Genomic DNA, 23,266 nt, shown 5'->3' with positions numbered 1-23,266 from the left:
TCAGTCATCGGATGCATCAACTGACACACCGCTTTCGCGAGCAAGCCCGCTCCCACATAAAGCCCGCTCCCCTTGAAAGGGAGCGGGCCGCAGGCAAATCAGTAGCGGTAAGCGTGCGGCTTGAACGGACCTTCAACGGTCACGCCGATGTAGTCGGCCTGGGTTTTGGTCAGTTGAGTCACCACGCCGCCGAAGCCGCGGACCATTTCCAGGGCCACTTCTTCGTCGAGTTTCTTCGGCAGTACTTCCACGGTCAGGCGCTCGGCTTTCTGGGCGGGCGACAGGTCGGCGTATTTCTGGCCGAACAGGAAGATCTGGGCCAGTACCTGGTTGGCGAACGAGCCATCCATGATGCGGCTTGGGTGGCCAGTGGCGTTGCCCAGGTTAACCAGGCGGCCTTCGGCCAGCAGGATCAGGTAGTCGTCGTTCTGCGGGTCGAAATCGCCTGCACCGGTACGGTGAACCTTGTGTACCTGTGGCTTCACTTCTTCCCATGCCCAGTTCTTGCGCATGAAAGCGGTGTCGATCTCGTTGTCGAAGTGGCCGATGTTGCAGACAACAGCACGCTTCTTCAGGGCCTTGAGCATGTTCGCGTCGCAAACATTGACGTTGCCGGTGGTGGTCACGATCAGGTCGATCTTGCCCAGCAAGGCCTTGTCGATGCTCGCTTCGGTGCCGTCGTTCTGGCCGTCGATGAACGGCGAAACCACTTCGAAACCGTCCATGCAGGCTTGCATGGCGCAGATCGGGTCAACTTCGGAAACCTTGACGATCATGCCTTCCTGACGCAGGGACTGGGACGAACCCTTGCCCACGTCACCGTAGCCGATCACCAGGGCTTGCTTGCCCGACAGCAGGTGGTCGGTGCCGCGCTTGATGGCATCGTTCAGGCTGTGACGGCAGCCGTACTTGTTGTCGTTCTTGCTCTTGGTCACCGAGTCGTTGACGTTGATGGCCGGGATTTTCAGCTCGCCCTTGGCCAGCATGTCCAGCAGGCGGTGTACGCCAGTGGTGGTTTCTTCGGTCACGCCGTGGACGCGGTCGAGGATGGCCGGGTATTTCTTGTGCAGCAGCTCGGTCAGGTCGCCGCCGTCGTCGAGGATCATGTTGGCATCCCAAGGCGCGCCATCTTTCAGGATGGTTTGCTCCAGGCACCACTCGTACTCTTCTTCGGTCTCGCCTTTCCAGGCGTAAACCGCGATACCGGCAGCCGCGATGGCAGCAGCGGCCTGGTCTTGAGTCGAGAAAATGTTGCAGGACGACCAACGCACTTCGGCACCCAGGGCAACCAGGGTTTCGATCAGCACGGCAGTCTGGATGGTCATGTGGATGCAGCCGAGGATCTTCGCGCCCTTGAGCGGTTGCTCGCCGGCGTATTTGCGGCGCAGACCCATCAGGGCTGGCATTTCGGATTCGGCGATAAAGGTTTCGCGACGGCCCCAGGCAGCGAGGGACATGTCGGCGACTTTGTAGTCGGTGAAATCTGCAGGCGTGTTGACAGCGCTCATGAAGAGCCTCCATTCGTAGTGTGCGAATGGGCGCCGTTGTGCGTTTAGTATCTGGCCAGGTGATAACAGCCGGACAACGCCCCATCCGAGCCTGACAGGTTGAACCTGCTGCAGCGCCCCTCGGACAGGTGGCGGGAAAACGGTAACAATTTGATATGACCGTTTTGAAACGGCGCCGATTATAGCCGTGTGCGCCAGACTTCCCAAGCCTTTCTGTCGGACACATGAAGATCCCTCATGGCCTTGATAGGCAATGCCTCATAGAGCTCTGGCGCGGCCTCTGCCATGATGTCGCCCATCATTCGGCAAGACGCTTTGGAGTGACCATGAACTTCCACACCCGCAAATGGGTAAAACCCGAAGACCTCAACCCCAACGGCACCCTGTTCGGCGGCAGCCTGCTGCGCTGGATCGACGAAGAAGCGGCGATCTACGCGATCGTCCAACTGGGCAACCAGCGCGTTGTCACCAAGTACATCTCCGAAATCAACTTTGTCAGCGCCTCGCGCCAGGGCGACATCATCGAACTGGGCATCACCGCCACCGAGTTCGGCCGCACCTCCATCACCCTGACCTGTGAAGTGCGCAACAAGATCACGCGCAAAAGCATCCTCACCGTGGAAAAAATGGTCTTCGTCAACCTCGGCGAAGACGGCCTGCCGGCGCCCCACGGGCGTACCGAGATCAAGTACGTGAAGGACCAGTTCCAGGACGACAGCGTCTCCGAGTAACCCATCGTGGTTTGATTTGCGTTGCCAAATCATTCCGCGTGGATCTTTCCCAGGCTCTCTCATCACTCAGGACTACATCCTGTAGCGAGAGCCTGTGTATGAAAGTGTCCAATTCTCCTGTTCAAGCCCAAGCCCCGGCGCCACATACCATCGACCAGAGCGTGAAGACGCCTCTGCTCGAGAACGTGGGTCCACGCAAGTTGAGCCTCCATCGCCATAACGATGGGCGAGTGGATGTCGATGTGTCACCGCCACCGCCCAGCCACCTGGTGCTCAGCGGCGGCGGCGCCAAGGGCATCGCCTTCCCGGGGATGGTGCAGGCGCTGGAGGATGGCAAGAAGCTGCAAGGTGTGAAGGTGATTTCCGGCTCGTCTGCCGGGGCGATTTCCTCCACATTGCTTGCCAGTGGCATGAACGCTAAAACGTTCGGCGAGCTGTCGAACAGCCTCGACCTGCCCAGCCTGCTCAACAGCAAAGACCCGGTGACCGCCTGGCTGCAAAACATCAGCTCCGAACTCGGCAAGCTCGCCGGGCGTTTGCCGGGGGCGGCCGGCAATATCACCCAACTGTTGCTGACCATGCTGCCGCGCTTGCAAACCGAGGCTTCCCCCCTGGAAGAGATGATGCGCAACGAGTCGCGCAAGTCGATCCTCGCCCACATCGCCGACATGCCCAGGGAAACCCGGCCCGGCGAAGTCATGAAGATTGCCGACAGGCTGAGCGCCGGTGGCGGGCCAACCTTTCGCGACCTTGAAGTGTTGAGCCACCATATTCCGGCGATCAAGCAACTCAACATCACCGGCACCGGCATGTTTGACGGTCGCCCGCAATTGGTGGTGTTCAATGCCAGCCTGGCCCCGGACATGGATATCGCCCGCGCCGCCCGTATTTCGGGCTCGCTGCCGGGGTTGTTCAAGAGCCCGCAAGAGCAAGGCCATGGGTTTCAGCAAGTGGCCGAAGTCACGGCGTTCCAGGACGGTGGATTGCTCGCCAATACGCCCGCGCCCGGCGTGGTCGGGTCATCGCAGCCGCAAGACCCGTTGAACCAGCCTGAGTCGCTGGTCGTCAAGTTTGAGTCCGACGAGGCGAAACCGAAAAAAAGCGGCGGGTTCTTCAGCAACATCGTCGATCGATTGACCGGCACGCCACACAGCGCTGCCGGGGCTTATCAAGCCGAGCGACTCAAGGCGTATGCCGAGCAGACGGTGACCTTGCCGCTGAACACGGAACAAGGCGACTTTCGCGGCATGTTCAACGGCACCGTCAACTTCACCATGACGCCCGAGCAGAAAAAACATCTGCAGGCAAAGGCCCATCAGGCGGTGACGGCTCATCTGGGGACACGGGAAAAGGCGCGCGAGCAGCATTCGTACGCGTCAATGGAGAGCGCGGTACTGGCGATGGATGACACCTTGCTGGCTAGCGTCCAGGACCAGCTGAAAAAAGACCCGGCCGCTGCGGATGCGCTGACGTTTCGAAAGACCGCGCAGCAAGCCTTGCAAGCCTTGAACAGTGCCGTGAGCGACGCCAATCGGACCAGCAATATCCTGACGATCACCCCGAAGATCGCGGCAGCGCTGCGCAATCTGGATACGCTGGCCCGTCGACCTGAGCACGTCGAGTGGCTGGGGCGGCGCCTGAATGCGGCAGGGCAGCCCAACTTCCAACAACTGTTGCAGGTGGCCGCCAAGCAGGGCACGGGTTCACCCTTGTCCAAGGTGATGACCCATGCTGTCGCCGAAATGAAAAGACGCGACATCGCGGTGAAAGCCGAGAACTTCACCCGGGAGGTCATCTACCCGTCGCTTTTCCGCCCGGGCCAGCCGGAGTCCAACGTTGAACTGTTGCACCGTGTCGCCCTCAAGCTGGCGAATGCCACCACGCCAGGTGAGTTCAACGCCGCGCTTGAAGACATTGTCCAAAACTATAAGGCGCGTAATAAACCGTGGAGCAAACCGATCAGTTCCACCACCGTGGAAATGGCCAAGGCCTGGCGTATTCCGCTTTAAATGAACAGCTACCGTCCCGGCGTGTCGTAGCTACAGGCACCCCTTGGACGCACGCGATCATGGCCACTCAAGCAGACGGCAAGACTCCCAACCTGTCGCAGGAAGAACAGGCCGATGTGGACAAGAACCAGCCGCCTCGTGCGGCGGTTCTGCATGAAATCATTCGGACCCAGGGCGACCAGGAACTGGAGCGCAATGTGGCCGCGTTGTGGTGGTCGGCGCTGGCTGCCGGCCTGACCATGGGCCTGTCGCTGATGGGCATGGGCCTGCTCAACTCACGCCTGCCGGACGGCGAAGAGTTCAAGGTGATCGCCAGCTTTGGCTACTGTGCAGGTTTCCTCGCGGTGATTCTTGCGCGTCAGCAACTGTTCACCGAAAACACCCTGACCGCTGTTCTGCCGGTGATGAGCAAACCTACCCTGGCCAATGCCGGGCGCCTGTTGCGGCTATGGACGGTGGTGCTGGTGGGCAACCTGTGCGGCACTTTGCTGGTGGCCTACGTGATGCTGCATTTGCCGATCTTCGACACCAAGACCGACCTGGCCTTCCTTGAAATCGGGCGCAAGGTCATGGAAAACGATCCTGGGCAGATGTTTGCCAAGGGCATCGTTTCCGGCTGGATGATCGCCACCATGGTGTGGATGATCCCGTCGATGGAAAGCGCCAAGTTGTGGATCATCATTCTGATTACCTACCTGATGGCCTTGGGCGACTTTACCCACATCGTCGTCGGTTCGGCGGAAGTGTCCTACCTGGTATTTGCCGGAGAGCTGGCGTGGAAGGACTTCTGGCTGGTGTTCGCCGGGCCGACGTTGGCGGGCAACATCATCGGCGGCAGCTTTATCTTTGCGCTAATCAGCCACGCGCAGATCCGCAGTGAAAGCAGCCTGCCGGGCAAGCAGGCTGCGGACCCGAGGCATCCGCAGCCGACACGCAAGGATCAGTGAGTTTCCGGCGCGGCCTGCGGTTCATCGCGGGTTACGCGCTTGACCAGCTTGCCGATGCTCAACCCCTGCAACAGGATCGACGACAGCACCACGATGTAGGTGATGCTCAGCAGCAGGTCCCGCTCAGGACCCAGCGGCAGGGCCAGGGCCAACGCTACCGATACCCCGCCGCGCAAACCGCCCCACGTGAGGATGCGGATGGTGCCGCGCGGCACCGTTCGCCAGCGGCGCAGCAGCAAAATCGCCGGAGCCACTGTCAGCAGGCGCGAAAGCAGGATGGCCACCGCGAGCAAGCTGGCGGCGAACACGTGCAGCCAGTTGAACGGCAACAGCAGCAACTCCATGCCGATCAAGGCGAACAGCAGGGCGTTGAGCATGTCGTCGAGCAACTCCCAAATTTTGCCATTCGCATTTTTTTGTCAGTTATTCGGAGTGCCTGTAGAATAGACATTACAGCCAGCTCACCACGGATTTTGCAAGTGACAATCGTCAAAAAAGGATCGCCCATCGAAACCTATCCCTTCCGAGCTCTGGCGCCTGATGTGGTGGAGTTGTTCCAGCGTTGCGCTGAGCGTAGGAAGGTGCCGTCGACGACGACATTGAAGCTTCTCGAATGCTTTTGTGACATCACCAACCAGCCCTTGTCTTTCTTGAAGCTTTCGTCGTCAGAGCTGACCCACATCGTTGCGGGTTTTCAAGGAGCGCTGTTCGAACAGGATTTGGTCGGCACGTCTGACGTGACGCGCGCGAAGATTTCCGTTTATCTGCAAGACATTCTGCTCGAAGCACGTAATTACGTCCCTTCCATGCCGCCGACAGAATGTGGAAGTGGACTAAGAAAAAAATATAATACGAAGTGGAAAAAAATACTTCTTGGGGTTGACCAGCGTAAAGTCAATTATTGGACTGGATGGCCTGTAGAAAACCGTAAAGGCACCAAGTTGTATTGTCACTTTGCCAATATTCATAACAGTCATGGTCATGACTTTACATCCGGCTTGTATGAGCAGCTACGACTCCATATTTCAGGGTATGGAACTACACAGTTAACTATGCCGAATAAGATGGCTGGTTTTCTGAGTCAGAATAGTGATTCCTGGCCTGAATACACGTTTAACGATTCGACAATGATTTACAATTTCTTCTGGGATTTTAGGGAAAGTTTTTTCATGAGTGGCGAGGCCCTGGGGCTGGATATTGACGCACAAATGAAGACTTGGAATAAGTATATTGGGTTTGTCGAGAAAATTTTCATTCTTCCAGGCGTATGGGCCGAACCATTGGGAGGGAAACTGCCGTTAGCACCTGCGAAGCGAATCGATGGTCAGTCGACTAATGTCAGAAAAAATGATGATGGTGCGGAGGTAAAAGTTAAGCTCGTAATGGAAGTGCCATTACATCTTACTGAGTCTGAAGCTGTTGAGATATTATTCATTTCCATATCTAAGCGGCTGAAGATTATTGAAGGATGGGCCAAAGCTCAGATAGCAGATCTATATAGTAGGGTTCTTCGTCGTAAACAGCTCGCTGCGCAGGGAGAGTTGGTAGATACGACTAAACGGAAGAAGGGGCACCTATTAATAATCCCCAATATTTGCTGTATTTTCGAGACCTACGGCTACGGAGAGCCTTACAGCCACTACGCTTCCTTGTCAGTGGATACAAAAGATTCTCAGACTCCTGCTTCTGATTTAGCCAGCTATATGGGGATGCCACTGACGGGTAGTCTAATGCCATTTAAGCTTCTAATTATTCTAAGGCATCCGATAATTACGTCGGAGTTTCTGGGTGATTTCGATCTTTGGAATAAGCAGGGGCAGAGATCTGGATACGTACTGGACGGGTCGGTACATAAGCTGGTGGGGTACAAGGATCGTAAGGGGGCAGGAAGGTCTGAACAAAAAATCACGCTAACCTCAGAAACTAAAGCTTTGGTCGACCAAATTATTGAGATCACTGCGCCCCTACGTGAGTATCTGAAATCACAGGGCGATCCCTCATGGAGGAAGCTGTTCATTACATGCGGCAACGCATTTTCACCGCCTGTCAAAAGCACCCTAACCCCGTGGTCGAGGTCGACACTTAAACCTGGTACGTATTTGAGAAATAATCTTTTAGCTCAGTTCCGCCCTCATACGGACATGCCTGAAGATGATCTCGTTAAGTTTTTGGAGATGGTGAGTGCGTCTTCCGTACGCGCATCCAGAGTAACCGAGATATTCATTAAGACGCATAGCGCTGAAACTACTTCTCAGGCTTTAGGCCATGATAGCTACGATCCTAACCTCATGGATCACTATCTGCCCAAGGTGATTATCGATTTCCTGCATGAAAGGCGTATGCGAGTATTTAACAAGGTCTTAATTTGTCATAGTCTTAAAGATAGCCCGTTTTTATTTCGGGCAAGCAAATTTTCAAGCGTGGATGAATTAGACACTTTCCTAGTAAATCATGCTTTTGGAGATATTCCTGCGTATCTTCAAGATCCAGAGGGTCGTCATGAAAAGCTTGAGAACGACGGGACTGTATATGCGTTAGTGTCTGCCGATATTTTGAGCGTGCTGCTCTCGATAAAATTGGCTGTTGAACAAGCGCCACCCAATCAGAAGGTTAATGCTAAGGCAGTCTACTGGGCGAGTTACGCAGGCTTTCTTGAGGGAGAGATCAGTAAGCATCGAGATGTCACTTATCGGAGCGATCTACACAAGGCGTCACTAACAGCAAGCGTAGCGTCAATGGAGAGGTTTGTTTATGAATGCTCCATCTAAACTTGGGTTCCTCAACGAGCCTCGCATGGCACCGGCAGAAGCGTTCCGTAAGGCTTCTTGGCTAACCACTGATTTTAATGCCTCCATCTGGAGCGTGAATTTCAACGGTGATCCTATCCTGCTCAACTGGAAGGTAGCCCTAGACAACAACTCATACCTTACCGATAACGAAAACCTAGATCTGTTGAACGGTCTTAAATACGCGCTAATTGGCGCTACGCGAAATAGCCTGGTTGAAACGGCAAATTCTCAAAGTGTTGAGACATTAAGAAGGAAGTTTCACGCCGCCGTGGGTGTTATTGACTGTCTGCTAATTCACGCACATGAGCTTAAACTTTCAAGTGCCGGATTGGCAGGTTTGTCTGAAGGCGATATGAAATGGATCTTAAATAAGCTGTCTTCAGAGTCCTCCGTGGCTGAAGCGCTGTATGATTGGTCAGAAAAATTGTGTGAGTATGCTCTAGCACTCTTAGATGAAATACCAGTCGCGACGATTGCTTCCATATTGGAAGAGAATCCGTCGATGTCAGAGATAAGTTCTACCCAGCTCGAGTCTAACGAGCTTAATGTTTCCGTTGATAATATTCCACGTATTCGGGCCGCTTTATATCATAAAGGTCACTACGATGGACATAGAGGCGCTGGCTATACAGTAAACTCTGTACGCATCTCAGCCGAAGTTTACCCAAATACTATCCGTGGGGGCATGGCCAAGCCGAGGCATGAAATTCTTAGTTTTTATCCGCTTGGTGAGTCCTATAAACGTGAGATGGAGGGAGTAAAGGTTACTTCTAGGTCGGGAAGTCTCATGGCCGAATCCCAGTACAGGCTATTTTACAATTTTTTGTATGGAATGGGGTTGCTCAAGAAACTTGGAGTGCCAGGGCCCAATGAGCGAGTTTTGGATAGAATTAAAGGTTACATGCCAGAGCTAGCCAAACCTGGTCGTTATGTGACAGTGCCGTCCGGCACGATTTTTAAATTATTCAAAGGTGCTGTCGAGTTTCATTACGAGTTGGGCCCTCTGGTTATTGAGGGGTTTTGCAGGTTGGCTCGATACTGTGATGAGCATGACAAAACGCTTACAAGCCTAACCGATGAGCAGGTTGTTTCAATTGTTGGCAGTGATTTGGAACATCACGGTGTGAAAAAATTGGGGCTTGGTTGTAGAAATACAAGTGATGCCGATGGCAGTGGTCTTGAAAGTCGAAAGGGAACGAAGGAGAACTATTTTGAGCGGCTAAGATCCAATGCAGGCTTGCTTGAACTTGTTTATGTTTATATTGGTGCTATTCAATTTGTTGTTGGTTTGCTTATGGCTCGCCGAATAGATGAGCTTTTGCAGATCCCGTCGGCCCGAGCATTCGACTCCACGAATTCTTGGCTGATGTTCATGAGAGAAAAGAGCACAACCAATACGTATGGTCTCCGGAAATACGACGCAAGGCCTATTGATCCTCTTGCGGTGCAGATGCTTGGGCAATTAGTACGCCTTCAGGAGGAGCTCATCAATGCTGGTTTCTCGGCGGAAGCTCCTACTATATTCTCCGTTCCTTCTTTGCATGGAAGAAACGTAATATATTCTGCCACAAAAATGAGCATGAATACATGCTTCGACTTTTTGTGTGACTACTTTGAGAGCGAAGTTAATGAAGTAGGGCTTCGGTATTATATCAGGCAGCACCAGTTGCGCCGTGTAGCGGCCCTGCTGTTCTTTCACGCATATGGGAAAGGACGCATAGATACACTTCGTTGGATTCTCGGGCATAACGATATTGAGCATGCATGGAGGTACATTACAGATGCCACAGATGGCGCATCCCTCCGTGGGGCGGAAGCTCAAATCATTGCTGAGAAATTCTTCACTGGTGATGTGCATAACTATAAATCGTTACGTGCGTTGATGAAGGAGCAGTTCGGAACGGATGATGTGCGTCTTGTAGATCAAGAATCCTTTTCGGAGCATCTGGAGCATTTGATGAGTAAAGGCATTGTCAAATTTGAGCCAGTATTTGTTCTTGGAGCTTATGGCAAGGAAATGCAGGTTCTTGTTCACGTAAAGGGGACGTAATCATGGGTAAGCCTAGGTCGGAAATTCAAGTTCACAATCAGTCAATCAAGGCGCGACAGGTTCTGCTAGAGGACGTACTTGCCGATGTTAAAAAATACGTCTCAAATGAGGTTGTTACTTCCGCTCTAAAAAATCAAGGAGCTTTGGCTTCCCTTTCTTACAAGTTTGATTTGGCTGGACAGCATTACGCTATCGACTCCACGAGTCTGAACACCCTCAAAAAAAAATCCGATGAATTACTTGGTCATCACGGTTTCGCAGGGTTAGAGCGTCTTAGATGCGTGGCTAAGGATGCAATTGCCGCGTATGCCGAAAGGGGCAACAAACCCACCAAGAAGACCAAACATGGGCTAGAGCAAATTAATAGCGAGTTAGAATGCGCGGTGGTCGCACTGCGCCGCGCTAATTTCAGGTTGCTTCAAGGGCTTTCCACTGCTATCTCGGGAATCAAAGAAACTAGGGATGGTTCTAGTGAGGCTGTTAGAAATAAAAGCGCTAGCGAAGCCGTAAATGCACTGTTGGCAATAGTCTCGCTTAATGAGTCTCCTTTTGACGTGATTCCATCTCACGAAAATATCCAGTCTTTAAAGGTAGTACGGAGTGAGTAATTTCCCTGAGCGTAAGCTTTATTCAGTGGTTCCTGAGCTTGAGTTGTTTGACCACAACGCACTCGGGAAGCTCGTGACCAGGGATGCGAGCAATCTGACATTCATCAATTGGCCAAACGGGGCACCCTGTTTTGCCGCGAATCTCTACATGCTTTCCCTCACGGTTCGCCCCAATAGGATGAAGCGTAAAGGGTTAGCGCGTACAGGTAGAAAAGGTGGGACGATTGGTGAGTACGCTCAAAAAATCAGTCAGTTGGTTAGATTCTGTTATGTTTCAAACATTGATTTTATAGATCTATCAGATAACGATTTTACGCGTTTTATTCATCATCTAGGTACGGAAGTAGATCCCAAAAATCTTCGTGAGAAGAAGAAAGCCACACTCACCGTTGTAGACGTTGGGACTGTATGTATAGACTTCCTAAAGTATATTGGAGGGCTTTATGAGCAACCCAATTTCGTCGCGATTGGAGGGCGCATAAAGATTACTGAAAGCGTTACAGTGAAAAAAGATAAGCGTGGTCGTGATTATGCTGTGCACAGTGTGTGGCATCACGCATTTCCACCTGGTGGTAGGAGGCACGAGCGGAATGCGATTCCTGCTGTTCATGTCGACCAGCTCAGGAGCGCTGTCGATGAAATGGGGGGCTCACGGTTCATCAAGATTCGGCGGCATGCATTTATCTCAACATTGGAAAACTCTGGGGCTAGGCTTTCAGAGGTTGCGAGTCTTAAGGTCGTAGATGTCCTGACCGCGTATGAGATGAAGCACCCTATGCTTAGGTTTATCACGTTGAAGGGCGACGACAGCGAGGAAAGGGAAATACCCGTAAATAAGATGTTCCTCAATGAGCTGATCTCATACATTGAGTTTCACAGGGATAAAGTTGTAAGAAGTAAATTCTCCAGTATTAATGATCATGGCTTCGTATTTGTATCATCAGCAACCGGAACTCCGCTTTCAGAAACGTCCCTTGGTAATGAAATTGGTTCAGTGCGTAGGTTTGCTGGCATCGAGGAGCAAGCCTGCGCACACATGTTTCGCCACTCGTTTATAACGAACTTGGTAATGGAGTTTGTACAGCGGGATAGATATAGGCGTGCAGGAGATTTTGAAGTCAGGTTGCTTTCTGATGAAAGCTATCTTGAGGAGGTTAAGATGTATACCGGCCAGAAATCAATTGCGACTATCATGGGCTATGTACATGCAGCATTCAAGGAGATTGAGGGGTATAGCACTACAGTTAGCAATGTTTTCCTAATTCGAGCCATGGAGCAGTTCGATAAATACTCTCGTAAACTCAGGGCCCAGCTCGGCTCTACCCTTACAATTCAAGAGTATAACGTAGAGATGGAGAAGCTTGAGGCTTTAAGAGATGATGACTTTGCTCGTGAGCTTGCAAGAGAGAAAACGGTCAAAGGAATCGCTCCGATTCTGCCTGGACGCGAATGATTCGGTGAATGCTGGGACGGGTCTATCATTCACGCAGTAGTGTTGAGATACCATGGTTCATTACCAATGGATTTAAGCCTTGGGCTTTAGGTCAGGAGAACGTTTTGTTGCTGCTTTCACGCTTCTGGAACCTTATCAGCCCCGACCGTCGCCCCCAGTGGGAGAAAGCGCGTGAACGCGAGTTCATCCTGGCGGCGAACTCCTTGAAGACCCTCAAGGTGACACCCGATGGTGGGATGTCCATCGATCCTGAAGAGCTTCGCGAACAGATCGTAGCTTCACGTGAGCAGTTGAAGCATCTCGTCCACAAACCAAGAGCGGCTAGCACATCATTCCAAGCGGCGGCAGACATTCGGGTGGAAGAGTTAGTGAGTCCCACCGTAGAGGCCCCAGTGAGCGCCATGGACTGTATCGAGGTGGTGGCTTGGCGTCGGTTGCAGAGCGGCGCTGCTGTGCGCTACGTGTGCTTCCAGTCTACAAGTTCTGGGCGATTCGCTGTCGCTACAGCCAGTCTGTTCACAGAAGCCATAGAGAGTCTCCCGACTTGGGTCGACGGCAATACCAACAGGCAAATTGCGAATGCCCTACAGCTCGGTGACCTCCAGTGGTACGCGGCGGTGAGCGAGGCTATGGATGCATGGGATGCAGAGCTCTGATGGCGCCACTAAGCGTCATCACTGACACCAAGGCCCCCACGTCGGCGGGTTATCCACGATATCGATGGACGTGCTGAGCTCGTACTGCATGTGCTCGAAAACTCTGTCGAGACGTGGATGAACTTTCGATTCTCGTAATGCACTCACTAATTCCAATAGCTCCCGGCCTTGAGCCACAGGCATTTGGATATCGCAATACACGGTGTCATCGCTGTCTCGTTCCACGTCTTTTCTCCGTCTGCATCAATCCAGCTTGGGCTTACTGCTGGCAGCTCTGTGTGCCTCGAGGTGCTGCATCTCTGATTCCCAACAAGCCAGGAATTTATACCAGTCCGCAGCGTAAGGCCTATCTAACAATCTGGTCGACCCGATACTCGCCTGACTGAAGCGCTCCCTCCAGGGCTGGGGGATAGTCTGCTCCAAAATCATGTCGATTCCGGAATGGTGATGCTGCACCGTGACACAATCCCGAACCTGGTTGAGCTCAAGCGCCTTGTCAGAATGAGGGGAGTCTTTTCTCTCTTGAAGTTCAAGGTCATCAAGGATGGATAAGGCATCGAACGCCTTCGAATCGCCTGGAGAGATGTTCGCAAGCCTCCACAAAGCTTTTCGTCTCTTGGCCTCCAGTTCGCGGAGTTCATCGTCGGGCATTTGAGTTACCTCTTATTGGCGTTGATGGCATGCCGCCTGCGGCGTCAGGCTGCCGTGAATCGAGCCCCGCCAAGGCGTGTCTCGACCCTGCGGGCTCGCATCCCTCACGCCTGCGCGCTCCGCTTGCTTGGTGTCTGAGCCTCTGTGAAGCATAGATCGCAACGCATCCTACCCTCATGATTCGGAGCTCGGCATCGCTATTCGAAGCGTTCTGTTATCGTTCTAAAAGTAATTTAGTCGCTCTTAGTCATCAGCCTTCTGGGGAGCCGGGAATGGACACAACTCGACGCTTACCAGGCAGAGCCTACCAAACGGTTCGCGATCCCGAGCGTCTTCTAATTGAAGAGCGTGCCGAAGCTCTAGCCGCCGCTGGCTACCCACTGCCAGATGATGATCCGGCTATGTACGCTGAGCAATTGTTGAAAGAGGCCAGAGCGGCAGCTCGTTCGTCGCAGCTAGATGGCGCTGCCGAAGAGGCTCCACTCTCAGCGCGAGAGGTCAGCCAAGTGCTGAGGGAGGTAGCTCTTGGGCGCCTAATTATGGTCAGAGCCTGCGAGAGGGGATGGGAAGAAATTTATGCGGAGCGCTTCAAAGTTAATGTCGAAGGTCGGCGAATGTCTATTCATAACGACCGCGATGAGCTGGGTTACTGCGAAGAGTGCATAAGCCCCGACGGACGGCGCTGGTCTTTAGACTCGGGAAATCGCTTTGGCACAGATCCCATTGCTATGCTGAGCACATGGGAGCATCAAACGCTTGAGCGTCTCCTGAAGGCGATTTAAGTGGGGCACCCTCCGCCACCCGCCTCTTTAGACATTTACGCAGCCCTGCCAGGCTGCTAGGACGACTTCCGTGCTCAGATATTTGTCTTTCGTCCTTTGAGTCGCAAGGTACTGCCGACTGGGAAGTTAAGAGCTGCCGCCCCCCATTTTTAGCATCAAGGAAGAAAATGAAATACTCATTGCTTGAAGGCGCTCGTGTAGAGGCCACTCCAAAAGCACGTGGTGTTTGCAGTTTTTGTGGTTCCCAGACCGTCGCTAAATGCGGGAACCATGTCGTCTGGCATTGGGCTCATAAACGTTTGGACAATTGCGATCCGTGGTGGGAAACGGAAACGGCATGGCATCGCGATTGGAAGAATATGTTCCCAACCGAGTGGCAGGAAGTTGTGTTGCAAGCGTCCTCAGGGGAGCGACATATAGCAGATGTCAGAACGCCTTCAGGGATGGTTATTGAGTTTCAGAGATCGACAATACACCCTGAAGAGGTCATCGCGAGGCAAAACTACTATCAAAATATGATCTGGGTGATCGATGGCACGCGAACTGAGTTCGACAGGTACAACTTCAGAATGGGTTTGTCAAAAGTGTCGGAGAATGGACTGGCTTCATTTAGCTGGCATTCCCGCAGCAAGCTTTTTGCTCGCTGGTGGGTTTCCAAACCCGTGTTCATCGACTTCGGCCCCGATTTTGGTATATGGCGCGTCTTAAGATTCGATCCGACTCAAAAACGTGGAGTGGTGGCTTACACACACAAGGAAAAGCTGGTCGAATGGATCACCAACGGCACCACCGATTTTAGCTTCAATGGAGGCCCGGCCTCTGATAAATCCGGTACGGCGGATCAATAAAAACCGACCAAGCGTCTAGCCGGCATCTCTGTCCTTCGGGGTCATTGCTGTGCCGGCTTGCAAATCAAACACTTCGAGACTACTGAGGTACAGGACGCTCATAAAGTGCTCTCCAGGATATCCCTATAGCCCTCGTACCCTTCAGAGATAGCCCTGGAGAGTACGAGAGACGATTTCGGGAGAAGCAACTCAAGGCTTTTCCTCCCACCTTCAGCGGCGCAGGACACGGTCTAGTATCAGCAGGGCTACTGCACCAATTGCAAGTGCAGCAACCGGCTTCTCTTTGACGAACGTAGACACACTGTCCAGTGCATCGCCATAGGTTTGAGTCAGCTGACCAGCAGCTTGGCGTCCCGCACCTTCGGCTTCAATCTTCGAATCACCCAGTAGTTTCCCCACTGCGCTTTGAGCTTTGCCGGCAACCTTCTCTACAACGCCTTCAACCTGTTCGCTTTTCATGATTTCAATACCTTCGTGAGTGAGCAGCTCAGATTCAGCTGAGCTAGCGGTGATGGGCACAGGTTTAGGGGGATGAGCTTCAAAATAAGTTCAAAGTTCCTAAGGCTCTGGAACGAACCCATCTAGTAGATAGGACATTTGCGACTCTGCTATCTTGACCGTCGACCGCTACCTGCATGAGGGTGCATGGGATGAATTATTTGGCTCATCTACACCTTGGGGGGCAATCGTCTGACGAGCTCCTGGGGAGCCTGTACGGGGACTTTGTTAAAGGCCCACTTGCAGGGCGCTTTTCTCCTAAAACTGAGGCTGCGATTCAGCTGCATCGGACGATTGATGCCTTCACTGATGCCCACGGGTTGGTCAGGCGAGCGCTATCACGATTTCCGAACGAGAAAAGGCGCTACGCCGGAATCGCTCTCGACATGTTCTTTGACCACTGCCTCGCGCGCGATTGGGAGCAATATTGTGACGTGCCGCTGGATGATTTCGCGCAGCAGATCTATGGGATTTTGGAGGCAGAGCCTAACCTTCCTTCGTCGCTGGCGCAGGTCGTGCCTTTGATGATCTCGGAGGATTGGCTGTGCGCCTATAGAGACATTGAAATGATTGGATATGGCTTGGGCATAATCTCGAAGCGCCTTTCCAGACCAGAGGGGCTTGATGGATTGTTCGAACATCTCGAAGGCAACTATGAGCTGCTGAGCGCAGACTTCAGCGATTTTTACCCAGCACTCCAAGCTTTTGCGCGTTTGCCTGCGGACGCGCAAGCCATGCGTTGAGGTTGTGCCGCACTTGCCAGCTCGATTCAAGTCTGAAGCCTGGTAAGGCGAGCGCTGTCTTATGAGAGGTGACTAATTTATGATGTCAGGATGACAAATTCGGATTCGGCATCATGAGTACACGTTCAGACCTTTTGACCAGCGCCGAGGTTCTGCTGCGCACGAAAGGCTATGCGGCCTTCAGCTATGCCGACCTTGCGGACGACATCGGCATTAAAAAGGCGAGTATTCACCATCACTTCCCCACCAAGGAAGGCTTGGCAATTGCCATCGTCGAGAGCTACCTGTTCCGGTTTAAAAAGCAGCTGGACGCTATCAATGATGAACACGTCAGTGTTGTCGACCGGCTGAATGCGTTCGCCTTGATGTTCGCACACAGCAGTCTAAACGGGATGCTTCCACTCTGTGGAGCCCTGGCCGCAGAGCTTCTGGCCCTGCCTGAAAGCCTCAAAGAAATGACAAAGGATTTCTTTGAAATACATCTAACTTGGCTCCAAGCAAATATTAAGCAGGGTCAAGATCGAGGAGAGCTCAAAGCCGACCTAGATGTAATCAGGGTTTCAAGGTTCATATTGAATACTTTGGAGGGTGCGAGCTTTGTTTCTTGGGCGATGAGCGATGATTACGAGAACTCGTCGGGGTTTGATTTTATTTTATCTAGCCTTCGTCGCTGAAAACTCTAGCAAGCGAGTTTATCGACTCTACCGCTCCATTCCCTTTCTAGGGGGCATCTTTCATCGATGTATCTTAGGTGCATCTTCCAATAGCTTCTCGATTTGGCCGCCTGCCAAGAGCACGCGGCCTTGAATCATTTGATTCGGGGCCGCGAGCCGATCTACGCTTGTTTTAATTAGCGCGGACTAAAACCCACCGGATAGATCACTCGGTATTATCTGGTGTGCGGTAGATTTGCAGCCAATGACGTGAAGGCTTGCTTGTAGGCGGCGCCTTTTCGTGGTCGCGGATCGTACAATACCGCCCATGACGAGCGTCAACCGCGCTCTTAGCTGCGTTCAACGTGACCTCTTGAAACGACCCCCCGTCGCGTCCCAGCACGTTGCCTGGGGTTACATAAACAGTCATAACGTCTCCCTAATTTCTATCCATGTGATGACGGCATTATGCCATCAAGCCGTACAATTGCATAAAACCAACCTGATGCATAGAGATATGAGATGTCTTGTCCTGACGTCACTCTCGGAGTGATTCTGTCGGTCACAACCCTCATTGCTTCACCATCATTATTCCCAATTCCTCTATGCAGCCTAAATCTCCAAAGCTATCGGTATCGTTATCTATCTTGTAAGCCATCCTACTACTTGGTAGGCTTGTTTCTCTTCCGGCCAAATCGTCCGGCTTATCTGAAGAGGAACGTCCACATGAGCAGCAATCTGAATGGTATCGATGTCGCCGCACTGCAGAATTTCGCCGAAGGCGTTGCTGGGGATGCGAGCAAGCGCCACGCGAGCTTCAACGTTAAGACCGAGTGGAAAGGCCAGACTCGCTCCGTAGCTAAGGTCAGCCGTTACAGCTTGGCCGGTGAGACCTATTCCCGCGATTTTGAAATTGCAGCCGATGAGCCGAATGAATTGCTGGGCGAGAACACCGCGCCCAATCCTCAGGAGCTGCTGATGGCTGCTCTAAACGCCTGCATGTCGGTCGGCTATGCCGCCAATGCCGCGATGATGGGCATCAAGATTCACAGCCTGGAGATCGAGACTGACGGCACCCTCGACCTGCGCGGTTTCCTAGGCATCGACGAAAGCGTTAACCCAGGCTACGACGAAGTGAGTGTCGTTATTCGCCTGCACACCGATGCTTCCCGTGAGCGTGTAGAGGAGCTGCACAACGTGGTGCTCAAGACTTCGGTCAACTACGCCAACTTCTCTAAAGCCATTCGCATGCTCCCTAAGCTGGAAGTCATCGAAGGCTAACCGTCCTGGCCACAGGTCAGCACGGCACCTTGCCGCTGGCCACCTCTCACTTATCTGATACCGGAGTCTGTAATGAACGATTATTTTAAAAGCAAAAAACTGCTGGTCGTCGGCGGCACGAGCGGCATGGGCCTGGAAACAGCGCGCCAGTTTTTAAAGGCGGGTGGCAGTGTGGTTCTCACCGGCAGTAAACAGGATAAAGCCGATGCTGTGCGCGCCGAGCTGAGTCCGCTGGGGAACGTATCACTGATCGTTGCCAACCTCATGACCGAGGAAGGGATGAATTATGTACGCAGCGAAATCAATGCCAACCACAGTGACATCGGCTTCATGGTGAACTCTGCAGGCATATTCATTCCGAAGCCTTTCATCGAGCACGATGAGGCTGACTACGACATGTACCTGGATCTGAACCGCTCCACATTCTTTATCACGCAGGCAGTGGTCAAAAATATGCTTGCTGCCAAGCGCGAAGGCTCCATTGTCAACGTCGGTTCGATTGGCGCGCAAGCCGCGCTGGCCGGATCTCCAGCAACCGCTTATTCGATGGCTAAGGCGGGCCTGCACGCAGTTACCCGAAACCTGGCAATTGAATTGGCTCACTCAGGTATCCGAGTCAATGCCGTTTCGCCTGGCATCGTTCACACCTCGATCTATGAAGGCTTCATGGACAAGGACGCGATCCCGGATGCGATGAAGTCGCTAAACGATTTCCATCCACTGGGTCGAGTCGGTGTTCCTGAAGACGTCGCCAATACCATCCTCTTTTTACTCTCCGATAAAACCTCCTGGGTGACCGGTGCTATCTGGGACGTTGATGCAGGGGTGATGGCGGTACGTGCCTAAACACCGAGGCAAGCGCCCTGTGTAGTGCCTCTCAACGGGGCGCTTTCCAGCAGGCTGCTTCGGTGACAAGGGTGCTGGCTGTAGGAGTTTCAAATGTCTATCACGACAAAAGCCGCGCTGCTGAGCTACGCGGAAACCCAGATGCGCTCAAAGGGTTACTCAGCGTTCAGTTACGCGGATCTCGCAGCGAAAGTCGGCATTAGAAAAGCCAGCATTCACCATCACTTTCCTACTAAGGAGTGCTTGGGCGCGGAGCTGATCAACGACTACATCGCTCGCTTCAACGAGACATTGCTGTCAATCGAGATCATGCATCCCGAGCCACTGCAGCGCTTGCAGGCTTTTTCCCGACTTTTCGTGATCAGCGCGAATGAGGGGCTGCTGCCGTTATGCGGTGCCTTGGCAGCGGAAATGGTTGCGCTGCCTTTGTCGCTACAAGGACTTACCAGGGACTTCTTTAATTCCCAGCTCGCCTGGCTCCAAAGCACCCTAAATGACGCAGTCCGGCAGCACCACTGGTTACTTGGAACAACTGCTGAGAGCTTCGCCTTCATGCTGCTGAGCATGTTGGAGGGAGCAAGCCTCATTGATTGGACACTGGGTCGCTCAGCCGACCCGTTGGCTGGCTTTAACCATTTGCTTGAAATGGCCGCAATGCAATCTTCACTTCTCCGTGCAGGATAAATTATGCAAACCCCTTCGAAAAAATATGTAGTCGATATCTGGTCTGATTATGTGTGTCCCTGGTGCTGGATTGCCACGCGTCGTTTTGAAAAAGCACTCGAAAACTTTCCGGAGAAGGACGATGTACAGGTCAACATTCGGGCCTATCGACTCGCTGCAAATCACGCCCCTGAACCGATGATCGCAGCACTGAAACGTAAGCTCGGCAACCCAGATTCCGCAGAAACGATGATGAGTACGATCAGTAAATATGGCCAGGCTGACGGGCTGGATTATCGCTTCGACACAATGATGTTTGGTGACACAGCGGATGCTCATGTCCTGGTGAAAGCAGTTGAAGACACGACAGTGAAAAAGCGCCTTGTCGAGGCGCTGTATGAGCAAAGTACCAGCCACGGCAAGTCGCTTTTTGATCGCGCCAGTTTGGAGGCGATTGCGAAGGGAGCAGGTGTGCCGGATGAGTCGATCAAATTGGCTTGGTCGTCTGTGGAGCTGCGCGTTGAAATGGAAGCTGATGAGCATTTCGCCGCCCAGTTGGGTTCTGGCGTACCGCTGTTCGTTTTCAACAATGAGTTCTCGGTATCGGGCGCGCAGCCTGAAACTGCTTTTCTTGAAGCGCTTAATCACATGCTTGAGAGCATCGAAGTCGACGATAGCGCATCGACGGCGCAGGTCTGCGGCATCGATGGCTGCAAGATTTGATTGGCAACGGAACGGGGGCACTCTGAAGGTGCCCCCTTTTCCTTAACACAACACGTGAGATCCAAATGAGCCGTATCGTTGAATTGAGCGCTCCCCAATTTTCCCGCTTTGTTGCCAAAGGCAGCAGTGTCGTACTGGTCTCAGCATCTTGGTGCAAACCTTGTAAAGAGATGAAGCCAGTCTTCGTCGACTTGGAGGAAAAGCTCCATGCTCTCGCAGTGTTTGGAAAAATTGATATTGCGGTATCACCGACGATTGCGCAGATGTATGGCATTCGCACTGTGCCGTCCGTGGCAGTGTTCCACGAAGGCCGATTGTTGAAAGTATTCGCCGGGTCTAAATCAGTTTCAGCCTTGAAAAAAGCAATCGTCACTGAGCTGGAGGACGCTAGCTAAACAAGCATCCTCCTCGACCGGTAAGTCAGTCAGCTATCTGATTCGCTGCGTGGAAGGCTCACCTTTCCTGGGCCTGCGTCAATTGGATGAGCGCGATCTTCATTGAATATTTCCGTTAGTAAAGCGTTGGCTCGTTTGTAAGCGTCGTACTTGAATTCGGTATCGTCCTCGGGCTGAGCGGCCATCTCTTCTAGCATTTCCAAGTTCAGGCGACGGAATCGATCCGCACGCTCACGAGCTTCGTAGCGTCCTATCCCGAGTTGCTCCAAAGCCCTGCGCCCCAGGGACAATGCGCTTTCAAATGTCTCTCGCTCGACTTCTTCCACACCCATCTGACGTAGGGTAATGATGTGCCCCATATCTCGAGCGCGCACCACCAATTTTAGGGATGGAAAATGCTCCTGGGCCAACTTGGTCAGTGCCAGGTTATCGTCCTGATTATCGATGGCGTTGATCAGCACCACGGCTTGAGCAGCGCCCGCTGCGTGCAGTAAATCGAGGCGGGTGGCATCCCCATAGAACACCTTGACCCCGAACTTACGCAGTGTCTCGATGTGGTCGGGATCATGATCCAATACCACGACTTCAAAACCACAAGACATCAGCAGTCGCCCAGCGATCTGACCGAATCGACCGAAGCCGGCAATGATGATCCGAGGATTGCTCTGATCAATGGTGTCAGCTTCATTACTGCCCTGTTTGCTCGACGACTCCAGGTGATTGAGCAAAAGGATCAACAAAGGCGTTACGCACATCGACAACGCTACCGCTAGCGTCAGGCTCTTACCCCAAGGGTCGACCAAGATGCCGGCGACTGTTGCTGCGCCAAATACTACAAAGGCAAACTCACTGCCTTGGCCAAGGAACACTGCCTGCCATGAACGCTGGTCACTTGGGACATTCAGGAAGCGACCCAGGAGCTTGATCACGAGCAGCTTGATCAAGATGAAGCCCAAGGTCAGGGTGATGACTTTCAGTGGCGAATCGATCAGCGTGCCGAAGTCAATCGACATCCCTACACCTATAAAGAACAGACCCAGCAACAGTCCTTTGAAGGGTTCGATATCGCTTTCCAGAGCATGGCGATATTCCGAGCTGGCCAAGAGAACGCCGGCCAGGAAGGCGCCCATGGCCATGGATAAGCCGGCCTCTTCCAACAAGAGACCGAACCCGAACACCAGGAACAGTGCGACGGCACTGAAGATTTCCCTCAAGCCGGAGCGCGCTACAAAGCGAAGGACAGGGCGAGATACGTATTGGCCCAGGAGAACCACTGCGACAATCGCTCCGACGATTTTTGCGATGGACAGGGCCAACTCTGCACCTGAGGGCGTACCACCATTTGCGGCCAGCAGTGGGATCATGGCCACTAGGGGAATCGCCGCGATGTCCTGGAAAAGCAACACGGCAAAACTGCTGCGACCCACTGCGGTGGAGTTCATGTTTCGCTCGGTCATGGCCTGCATCGCGATAGCAGTCGAGGACAGGCTTAACGTCAGCCCTACCAGCAGCGCAGCCGTCCAGTTCAAGCCAAGTGCAGCGCAAAATATTGCGATGGCCGCACCGCATGCCAGCATCTGCAAAGCGCCACCGCCGAACACCATGCGGCGCATGGCCCAAAGGCGTTTGGGGTCGAGTTCGAGGCCAATGATGAACAGCATCAACACCACGCCGATTTCAGCAAAGTGCAGGATGGACTCGACATCGGTCACAAGCTTCAAACCCCATGGGCCGATAAGGCAGCCGGCTATCAGGTAGCCTAGAACCGGGCCAAGCCCTAACCGAACGGCAATTGGGACTATCAAGGCTGCGGAGCCCAGGTAGATGAGCATTTCAATCAGGCTGTGAGTGTCCATTCAATCTTCCCTCCATGACTTCAGGCGCTCGCCATAATTCCGGATCTGTTTAAGCAATGCGGTTTGATCTGCTCTGTAAGCACCATGGACTGCGACTGGACTCAACCAACGCATCCCGCAGTAATTCGCCGTCGCCTGAATGGGCTGAGACAGCACCGCAAAACCTGGGTGGTCGCCGTCTTCAAAATGATCATGCTCTCCGCCAGTAGTCACGGCCCACAGCATTTTTTTGTTTTTCAAGGCAGTAGCGCCCGCGCCGTAGGCCCAGCCCTGTGTGAAAACCTTATCGATCCACAGCTTCAAGAGAGGTGGGTAGCTATACCAGTACAGAGGGTGTTGCAGAACGAGGAGATCTGCCTGTTCCACCGCCCTCTGCTCAGCTTCAACGTCGATATTGAAATCGGGGTACAGGTCGTACAGCGAACGGATTGCGACATCGGGATTGTTGGCTGCCAGCTTGAGCATCAACATGTTGACGTTGGATTTATCAGGGTAAGGATGGGCGTAAATGATCACAATCACGGAGTAGTCCCCACAAACCTGGCGTTCTTTAAGAACGGAAAAAGCTCCCTGTTC

Annotated in this window: 23 protein-coding genes, 1 pseudogene and 1 riboswitch; of the genes and pseudogenes, 17 read left to right on the top strand and 7 right to left on the bottom strand. The window is 53.0% G+C overall.

Annotated features, from left to right (window positions below; all coding sequences use genetic code 11):
- Positions 1-98: 98 nt before the first annotated feature.
- A complete protein-coding gene (ahcY, locus tag NUV89_RS01810) occupies positions 99-1,508 on the bottom strand; it encodes an adenosylhomocysteinase (RefSeq protein WP_017735703.1) in 1,410 nt (469 codons plus the stop codon).
- A gap of 21 nt (positions 1,509-1,529) precedes the next feature.
- Positions 1,530-1,636: riboswitch (S-adenosyl-L-homocysteine riboswitch) on the bottom strand.
- Between the two features lie 198 nt (positions 1,637-1,834).
- Here ahcY and NUV89_RS01805 point away from each other — a divergent pair.
- From NUV89_RS01805 to NUV89_RS01795, 3 genes are all read left to right on the top strand, one after another.
- On the top strand, positions 1,835-2,239 hold the full coding sequence (locus NUV89_RS01805; protein WP_207040494.1) for an acyl-CoA thioesterase: 405 nt from the start codon (positions 1,835-1,837) through the stop codon (positions 2,237-2,239).
- A gap of 98 nt (positions 2,240-2,337) precedes the next feature.
- Positions 2,338-4,248: a patatin-like phospholipase family protein gene (locus NUV89_RS01800; RefSeq protein WP_257780079.1), complete on the top strand. Its 1,911-nt coding sequence runs from the start codon at positions 2,338-2,340 to the stop codon at positions 4,246-4,248.
- A gap of 59 nt (positions 4,249-4,307) precedes the next feature.
- Complete coding sequence (locus NUV89_RS01795; RefSeq protein WP_257780078.1) at positions 4,308-5,195, top strand: formate/nitrite transporter family protein; 888 nt, start codon at positions 4,308-4,310, stop codon at positions 5,193-5,195.
- Here NUV89_RS01795 and NUV89_RS01790 read toward each other — a convergent pair.
- Positions 5,189-5,596 (bottom strand): annotated as a pseudogene (locus NUV89_RS01790) (cation:proton antiporter); the annotation flags it as partial. The gene NUV89_RS01795 and the pseudogene NUV89_RS01790 sit on opposite strands and share 7 nt — an antisense overlap.
- 78 nt (positions 5,597-5,674) lie before the next feature.
- Between NUV89_RS01790 and NUV89_RS01785 the strand changes: the two are divergent.
- The 5 genes from NUV89_RS01785 to NUV89_RS01765 are packed head-to-tail and all read left to right on the top strand — an operon-like array spanning position 5,675 to position 12,751.
- The gene (locus NUV89_RS01785; RefSeq protein WP_257780077.1) at positions 5,675-7,963 is read left to right on the top strand and encodes a hypothetical protein; all 2,289 of its coding nucleotides are present in this window, start codon (positions 5,675-5,677) and stop codon (positions 7,961-7,963) included.
- A gap of 25 nt (positions 7,964-7,988) precedes the next feature.
- Positions 7,989-10,034 (top strand): hypothetical protein, encoded by a 2,046-nt coding sequence (locus NUV89_RS01780; RefSeq protein WP_257780076.1) that lies wholly within the window; start codon positions 7,989-7,991, stop codon positions 10,032-10,034.
- 2 nt (positions 10,035-10,036) lie between these two features.
- Positions 10,037-10,642 (top strand): hypothetical protein, encoded by a 606-nt coding sequence (locus NUV89_RS01775; RefSeq protein WP_257780075.1) that lies wholly within the window; start codon positions 10,037-10,039, stop codon positions 10,640-10,642.
- Positions 10,635-12,095 carry a site-specific integrase gene (locus NUV89_RS01770; RefSeq protein ID WP_257780074.1) on the top strand — a complete coding sequence of 487 codons (1,461 nt, stop codon included), beginning with the start codon at positions 10,635-10,637 and terminating at the stop codon, positions 12,093-12,095. Before NUV89_RS01775 ends, NUV89_RS01770 begins: the two co-directional genes overlap by 8 nt.
- 8 nt (positions 12,096-12,103) lie before the next feature.
- Positions 12,104-12,751 (top strand): hypothetical protein, encoded by a 648-nt coding sequence (locus tag NUV89_RS01765; RefSeq protein ID WP_257780073.1) that lies wholly within the window; start codon positions 12,104-12,106, stop codon positions 12,749-12,751.
- A gap of 18 nt (positions 12,752-12,769) precedes the next feature.
- Here the strand turns inward: NUV89_RS01765 and NUV89_RS01760 are convergent, their stop codons facing one another.
- Both NUV89_RS01760 and NUV89_RS01755 read right to left on the bottom strand, forming a co-directional pair.
- Entirely contained in the window at positions 12,770-12,976 is a 207-nt protein-coding gene (locus tag NUV89_RS01760; RefSeq protein WP_257780072.1) for a hypothetical protein, read from the bottom strand.
- Between the two features lie 18 nt (positions 12,977-12,994).
- A complete protein-coding gene (locus NUV89_RS01755) occupies positions 12,995-13,402 on the bottom strand; it encodes a hypothetical protein (RefSeq protein WP_257780071.1) in 408 nt (135 codons plus the stop codon).
- 272 nt (positions 13,403-13,674) lie between these two features.
- On the opposite strand from NUV89_RS01755, the gene NUV89_RS01750 reads away from it, so the two are divergent.
- Together NUV89_RS01750 and NUV89_RS01745 are read left to right on the top strand one after the other, a co-directional pair.
- Positions 13,675-14,184: a hypothetical protein gene (locus tag NUV89_RS01750; protein ID WP_257780070.1), complete on the top strand. Its 510-nt coding sequence runs from the start codon at positions 13,675-13,677 to the stop codon at positions 14,182-14,184.
- A 167-nt stretch (positions 14,185-14,351) separates the two neighbouring features.
- Positions 14,352-15,032 carry a competence protein CoiA gene (locus NUV89_RS01745; RefSeq protein ID WP_070994350.1) on the top strand — a complete coding sequence of 227 codons (681 nt, stop codon included), beginning with the start codon at positions 14,352-14,354 and terminating at the stop codon, positions 15,030-15,032.
- Between the two features lie 210 nt (positions 15,033-15,242).
- Here the strand turns inward: NUV89_RS01745 and NUV89_RS01740 are convergent, their stop codons facing one another.
- Positions 15,243-15,491: a CsbD family protein gene (locus NUV89_RS01740; protein ID WP_169904810.1), complete on the bottom strand. Its 249-nt coding sequence runs from the start codon at positions 15,489-15,491 to the stop codon at positions 15,243-15,245.
- A gap of 191 nt (positions 15,492-15,682) precedes the next feature.
- On the opposite strand from NUV89_RS01740, the gene NUV89_RS01735 reads away from it, so the two are divergent.
- The 7 genes from NUV89_RS01735 to NUV89_RS01705 all read left to right on the top strand — a co-directional run bounded on the left by NUV89_RS01735 (position 15,683) and on the right by NUV89_RS01705 (position 20,834).
- Positions 15,683-16,273: an ACP phosphodiesterase gene (locus NUV89_RS01735; protein ID WP_074848758.1), complete on the top strand. Its 591-nt coding sequence runs from the start codon at positions 15,683-15,685 to the stop codon at positions 16,271-16,273.
- A gap of 113 nt (positions 16,274-16,386) precedes the next feature.
- Positions 16,387-16,947 (top strand): TetR/AcrR family transcriptional regulator, encoded by a 561-nt coding sequence (locus NUV89_RS01730; RefSeq protein ID WP_074848756.1) that lies wholly within the window; start codon positions 16,387-16,389, stop codon positions 16,945-16,947.
- Between the two features lie 705 nt (positions 16,948-17,652).
- Complete coding sequence (locus NUV89_RS01725) at positions 17,653-18,207, top strand: OsmC family protein (protein WP_169904808.1); 555 nt, start codon at positions 17,653-17,655, stop codon at positions 18,205-18,207.
- A gap of 72 nt (positions 18,208-18,279) precedes the next feature.
- Positions 18,280-19,053 (top strand): SDR family NAD(P)-dependent oxidoreductase, encoded by a 774-nt coding sequence (locus tag NUV89_RS01720; protein ID WP_169904806.1) that lies wholly within the window; start codon positions 18,280-18,282, stop codon positions 19,051-19,053.
- Between the two features lie 93 nt (positions 19,054-19,146).
- A complete protein-coding gene (locus tag NUV89_RS01715; RefSeq protein WP_257780069.1) occupies positions 19,147-19,737 on the top strand; it encodes a TetR/AcrR family transcriptional regulator in 591 nt (196 codons plus the stop codon).
- A 3-nt stretch (positions 19,738-19,740) separates the two neighbouring features.
- On the top strand, positions 19,741-20,439 hold the full coding sequence (locus NUV89_RS01710) for a DsbA family oxidoreductase (RefSeq protein ID WP_257780068.1): 699 nt from the start codon (positions 19,741-19,743) through the stop codon (positions 20,437-20,439).
- 65 nt (positions 20,440-20,504) lie between these two features.
- Positions 20,505-20,834, top strand: a complete 330-nt coding sequence (locus NUV89_RS01705) for a co-chaperone YbbN (protein ID WP_257780067.1) — start codon at positions 20,505-20,507, stop codon at positions 20,832-20,834.
- A gap of 29 nt (positions 20,835-20,863) precedes the next feature.
- Here NUV89_RS01705 and kefC read toward each other — a convergent pair whose 3' ends face one another.
- Together kefC and kefF are read right to left on the bottom strand one after the other, a co-directional pair.
- The gene (kefC, locus tag NUV89_RS01700) at positions 20,864-22,690 is read right to left on the bottom strand and encodes a glutathione-regulated potassium-efflux system protein KefC (RefSeq protein ID WP_257780066.1); all 1,827 of its coding nucleotides are present in this window, start codon (positions 22,688-22,690) and stop codon (positions 20,864-20,866) included.
- Positions 22,691-23,212 (bottom strand): glutathione-regulated potassium-efflux system oxidoreductase KefF, encoded by a 522-nt coding sequence (gene kefF / locus NUV89_RS01695; RefSeq protein WP_257780065.1) that lies wholly within the window; start codon positions 23,210-23,212, stop codon positions 22,691-22,693. It abuts the gene before it with no gap.
- Positions 23,213-23,266 lie beyond the last annotated feature (54 nt).

Origin of the sequence: Pseudomonas sp. 18.1.10 (genome assembly GCF_024655625.1) — a bacterium.
In the GTDB taxonomy this organism is placed as follows: domain Bacteria; phylum Pseudomonadota; class Gammaproteobacteria; order Pseudomonadales; family Pseudomonadaceae; genus Aquipseudomonas.
The sequence above is the reverse complement of the archived record's forward strand: the minus strand, read 5'-3'. Positions and strand labels throughout refer to the sequence as shown.

Coding starts and splice junctions, on each gene's coding strand:
- ahcY (WP_017735703.1), bottom strand. CDS start 1,508: ATGAGCGCTGTCAACACGCCTGCAGATTTCACCGACTACAAAGTCGCC.
- NUV89_RS01805 (WP_207040494.1), top strand. CDS start 1,835: ATGAACTTCCACACCCGCAAATGGGTAAAACCCGAAGACCTCAACCCC.
- NUV89_RS01800 (WP_257780079.1), top strand. CDS start 2,338: ATGAAAGTGTCCAATTCTCCTGTTCAAGCCCAAGCCCCGGCGCCACAT.
- NUV89_RS01795 (WP_257780078.1), top strand. CDS start 4,308: ATGGCCACTCAAGCAGACGGCAAGACTCCCAACCTGTCGCAGGAAGAA.
- NUV89_RS01780 (WP_257780076.1), top strand. CDS start 7,989: ATGGCACCGGCAGAAGCGTTCCGTAAGGCTTCTTGGCTAACCACTGAT.
- NUV89_RS01775 (WP_257780075.1), top strand. CDS start 10,037: ATGGGTAAGCCTAGGTCGGAAATTCAAGTTCACAATCAGTCAATCAAG.
- NUV89_RS01765 (WP_257780073.1), top strand. CDS start 12,104: ATGCTGGGACGGGTCTATCATTCACGCAGTAGTGTTGAGATACCATGG.
- NUV89_RS01755 (WP_257780071.1), bottom strand. CDS start 13,402: ATGCCCGACGATGAACTCCGCGAACTGGAGGCCAAGAGACGAAAAGCT.
- NUV89_RS01750 (WP_257780070.1), top strand. CDS start 13,675: ATGGACACAACTCGACGCTTACCAGGCAGAGCCTACCAAACGGTTCGC.
- NUV89_RS01745 (WP_070994350.1), top strand. CDS start 14,352: ATGAAATACTCATTGCTTGAAGGCGCTCGTGTAGAGGCCACTCCAAAA.
- NUV89_RS01740 (WP_169904810.1), bottom strand. CDS start 15,491: ATGAAAAGCGAACAGGTTGAAGGCGTTGTAGAGAAGGTTGCCGGCAAA.
- NUV89_RS01735 (WP_074848758.1), top strand. CDS start 15,683: ATGAATTATTTGGCTCATCTACACCTTGGGGGGCAATCGTCTGACGAG.
- NUV89_RS01730 (WP_074848756.1), top strand. CDS start 16,387: ATGAGTACACGTTCAGACCTTTTGACCAGCGCCGAGGTTCTGCTGCGC.
- NUV89_RS01725 (WP_169904808.1), top strand. CDS start 17,653: ATGAGCAGCAATCTGAATGGTATCGATGTCGCCGCACTGCAGAATTTC.
- NUV89_RS01720 (WP_169904806.1), top strand. CDS start 18,280: ATGAACGATTATTTTAAAAGCAAAAAACTGCTGGTCGTCGGCGGCACG.
- NUV89_RS01715 (WP_257780069.1), top strand. CDS start 19,147: ATGTCTATCACGACAAAAGCCGCGCTGCTGAGCTACGCGGAAACCCAG.
- NUV89_RS01710 (WP_257780068.1), top strand. CDS start 19,741: ATGCAAACCCCTTCGAAAAAATATGTAGTCGATATCTGGTCTGATTAT.
- NUV89_RS01705 (WP_257780067.1), top strand. CDS start 20,505: ATGAGCCGTATCGTTGAATTGAGCGCTCCCCAATTTTCCCGCTTTGTT.
- kefC (WP_257780066.1), bottom strand. CDS start 22,690: ATGGACACTCACAGCCTGATTGAAATGCTCATCTACCTGGGCTCCGCA.